This is a genomic window from bacterium (genome assembly GCA_026398675.1).
Classification (GTDB): Bacteria; RBG-13-66-14; RBG-13-66-14; order RBG-13-66-14; family RBG-13-66-14; genus RBG-13-66-14.
The window spans coordinates 1-3,335 of the sequence record JAPLSK010000046.1 but is presented as its reverse complement, the minus strand read 5'-3'; the positions used below and the strand labels follow the sequence as shown (position 1 = coordinate 3,335).

At 61.8% G+C, this 3,335-nt stretch carries 4 protein-coding genes; all 4 read left to right on the top strand.

The features are described from left to right. Nucleotides 1-149 (top strand): 4-hydroxythreonine-4-phosphate dehydrogenase PdxA (locus tag NTW26_00685; protein ID MCX7020790.1); only part of this gene is annotated, 149 nt, incomplete at its 5' end. A 2-nt stretch (nt 150-151) separates the two neighbouring features. Beyond that, on the top strand, nt 152-919 hold the full coding sequence (locus NTW26_00680; protein ID MCX7020789.1) for a DUF3800 domain-containing protein: 768 nt from the start codon (nt 152-154) through the stop codon (nt 917-919). Nucleotides 920-1,037: 118 nt separating this feature from the next. Beyond that, nucleotides 1,038-2,363, top strand: coding sequence for a tRNA (N6-isopentenyl adenosine(37)-C2)-methylthiotransferase MiaB (miaB, locus tag NTW26_00675; GenBank protein MCX7020788.1), 1,326 nt, complete (start codon nt 1,038-1,040; stop codon nt 2,361-2,363). Beyond that, nucleotides 2,360-3,335: hypothetical protein (locus NTW26_00670; GenBank protein MCX7020787.1), on the top strand; the 976-nt coding region annotated here is incomplete at its 3' end. The genes miaB and NTW26_00670, both read left to right, overlap by 4 nt.

The following is a 3,335-nucleotide window of genomic DNA, read 5'->3' as shown; positions in this document are numbered from 1 at the left end:
TCCTGGCCTTCGACTCCGCGGTCAACGTAACCTTGGGATTGCCGTTCCTACGGACCAGTCCCAGCCATGGCACCGCCTTCGACATCGCGGGTCGTGGGATGGCCGATGTAGAAAGTATTATTTCCGCCAGTTCTGTCGTGGGGATATAACGATGCACCTCCTCTATATTGATGAATCCGGTGATGCTGGGCGCCCACGTCCGAATGCGACTAATTATTTTGTCGCTGCTGGTTTTTCTATTGATGAAGTGGATTGCCGGAGATTGCGCTTTTGTCTTCACTCTATTAAACAGAAATATTCGATTCCCTTAATTACTGAATTGAAGTGGGAATACTTCCATAAGCCGTTTATTGACCCGGCATTAAGTGATAAGCATGCTAAGAGGGCCGCATTAAATCCACTGAATAACTGGGATCCTGCCAGGAAACATGCCCTACTATGCGAGTTGCTTGATGCTCTTCGTGACATTAGAAGTGTTCGATTCTATGTCGTTTTAATCAATAAACAAGCTGCCTATGAAAAAGAATATATAAATAAACCTGAGAGTATGTATTCTCAGGCACTTCTTCTGCTGTTAGAGAGATTTCAGAATTTTCTTAGAAAGACACAGAACAGAGGGATCGGAATCCAGGACAGCAGGGACAAATCTCAGGATCGGAGGTTACGTAGCTTCTATCACTCATTATTTATAGATGGTTCCTACTACACAAAGTTTGAGAATATAGTTGACAATGTTTATCTGACCCCCTCGGAATACAGCTTCGGGGTACAATTCGCCGATTTGTTGGCTGGTATTGCATTTCAGAAGTTTGAACGGGGAAATGACAGGTATTTTTCCGCGATTATCGATAAAATTGACTGCACACCTTCAACACGACTTCGCGGAGGGACACCAGAAGGGCTCAAGCTCTGGCCATAGAAAAACGCCCAGTGGTCAGTAACCGGCCGTGCCGGACTTGACCAACGTACCTTGCGGTACTCTGGGACGCAAGAAAAGTATAGCACAATCCCTTTACTTTGACAATCTTTCCATTAACGTGAAAAATCTCTACCTCGAAAGCCAGGGCTGTCAGATGAACGAGCGGGACGCCGAGCGCCTGGCCGCCGGCCTCCTCGCCGACGGCTGGCACCTGGTGAAAAACCCCGCCGACGCGGATTTAATCCTGGTCAATGCTTGCAGCGTCCGCGAGAAGGCGGCCAGCCACGCCCTGGGCCGTCTGCGTCAGCTTTACAGCCTGACGAAGGAACGCCCCGGCCTCCTCTTCGGCCTCACCGGCTGCCTGGCCCGGCACCTGGGCGACGCGGCCCGCGACCTGTTGCCGCGGCTGAATCTTTTGACCGGCCCCGGCGCCGTCGAGCGCCTCCCCCACCTGGTGGAATCCCTGAAAACCCCGGAAAGTTTCGCGAAAGACCTCGACCCGGCCGACCCCGCGACGGATTTCAACCCCGATTCCGATCACCGCCTGGACCACCCCGCCATCGGCCCCCACGCCGCCTTCGTGACCGTAATCGAAGGCTGCGACAACCGCTGCGCCTACTGCGTAGTGCCGGACCTGCGCGGTCCGGAGGTCAGCCGGAGCCCGGAGGCCGTCCTGGCCGAGGTCGCGCACCTCGCGTCGGCGGGCTTCACCGAGGTCGTTCTCCTCGGGCAGAACGTGAACTCGTACCATTCGAAGGGGCGCAGGTTCCCCCGCCTGCTGGGGGAGGTCGCCCGGATTGAGGGGATAAAGCGCGTCCGCTTCACCACCAGCCACCCCAAGGATCTGAGCCCGGAGCTGTTGGAGGTCATGGCCGCCGAGCCGACGGTCTGCGAGCAACTCCACCTGCCGCTGCAGTCGGGGTCGGATAAAATTTTGGGCGCGATGGGACGGGGCTATACGGCGGACCGCTACCGAACAATTGTTCGGCAGGCGCGGGAGCTTTTGCCGGACCTGACCCTGACCACGGACGTCATCGTGGGCTTCCCCGGCGAGACCGAGGAGGATTTCGGGAAAACGGCGGGGCTGGTGGAGGAGACGGGCTTCGATTCGGCCTTCATGTTCAAGTACTCCCCGCGGCCGGGCACGCCGGCGTTCGCGCTCCCCGACGACGTGCCGCCCGAGGTCAAGCAGGCGCGGCTCGAGCGCGTCATCGGGCTCATCTCGGACTCGGCCTTCGCGCGGAACCGGGGGCTGGTGGGCCGGACGCTGGAGGTCATCCTCGAGGGGCGGGACAAGCGGGGCGAGCCCTTCGGGCGCACGCGCGGCGGGAAGCCGGTCAAGCTGCCGGGGGAGGCCCTCGAATCCGGGCGCCGCTGCACGGTCGAGATAACCGGCGCCGGGCCCTGGTCGCTCACCGGCCGCCGGGCGGAGGTTTTATCTTGAAAAGCTGCGCCGCCGTCCTCGTCCTGATTTTCGCCGTCGGACCGGCCGCGGCCTTCGAGGTCGAACCGGAGCTCTACGGCGCCTACCACTTCTTTCTTTCCAATGTGGAGTACGACACGCCGCCCGCGCCGCGCCCCGACGAGCGCTCGTATTTATTGCAGCGCCTCGAAGTCGGCGCGCGCTGGATTTTTGCGGATTGGGCGAGCCTGGAGGCGGGGCTCGAGGTGGAGCACGACTGCTCCGACGCCCTCGAATTCGACACCGGGAATTGGGACAACTTCCGGCTGAACCCGCGGCTGCGCCTGAAGGCGGATTTCGGCGGGTGGGGCGTCGTTCGGCTGGGGCACCTCGACCCGGACCTCGGTTCCGAGACGCTCCACACCGAGCCCTACGACCACCCGGCGGCGGGCCTCGGCTGGTGGGGGGAGGAGCCGGGCCTGTCCTGGTCTATCTTCGGCGTCCGGACGGGCCGCGTCACCGAGGGGACGGCGGAGGTGTTCCTGGCCGGCTGCTCGATCGCGTCGCGCCTCGATCTGGGGCCGCTCGGCATCACTCCCCGCCTGGTTTTCGCCTACCGCCACGCGGGTGGGTACGACACCGCGGACTACCAGGGCTACGAGCCGCCCGACGGGGTGCGCAAGGCGGTGCTCTTGAACCTCGGCGGCGGCCTGGATCTCTGTCTCCCCGAGCGGGCGCTGTACCTGGGCGGGGGGTATTTCGTCAGTCGGAATTCGGGCGGCGGCGGGGGCGCGCTGGTGGACTTCTTCCTCGGCGGCGCCTTCGGGTGGCTCGACCTGCGGACGACTCTGTACCTGGGCGACGGCTATCGCGGCGTGCGACCGATGTCCGCCCTCGAGCCCGTCTCGGTGGCGAAAGAGGGCGATACCGGCGAGCTCAAGCTCCTGGACGTCACCCTGGGCCTTTCCATCCCCCTGCCCTACGGGGCCGTCGGGCGGATCGAGGTGCGGCAGG

Bases quoted from the DNA above. Each gene is read 5' to 3' on its own strand.
- NTW26_00680 (MCX7020789.1), top strand. From the start codon at position 152: ATGCACCTCCTCTATATTGATGAATCCGGTGATGCTGGGCGCCCACGT.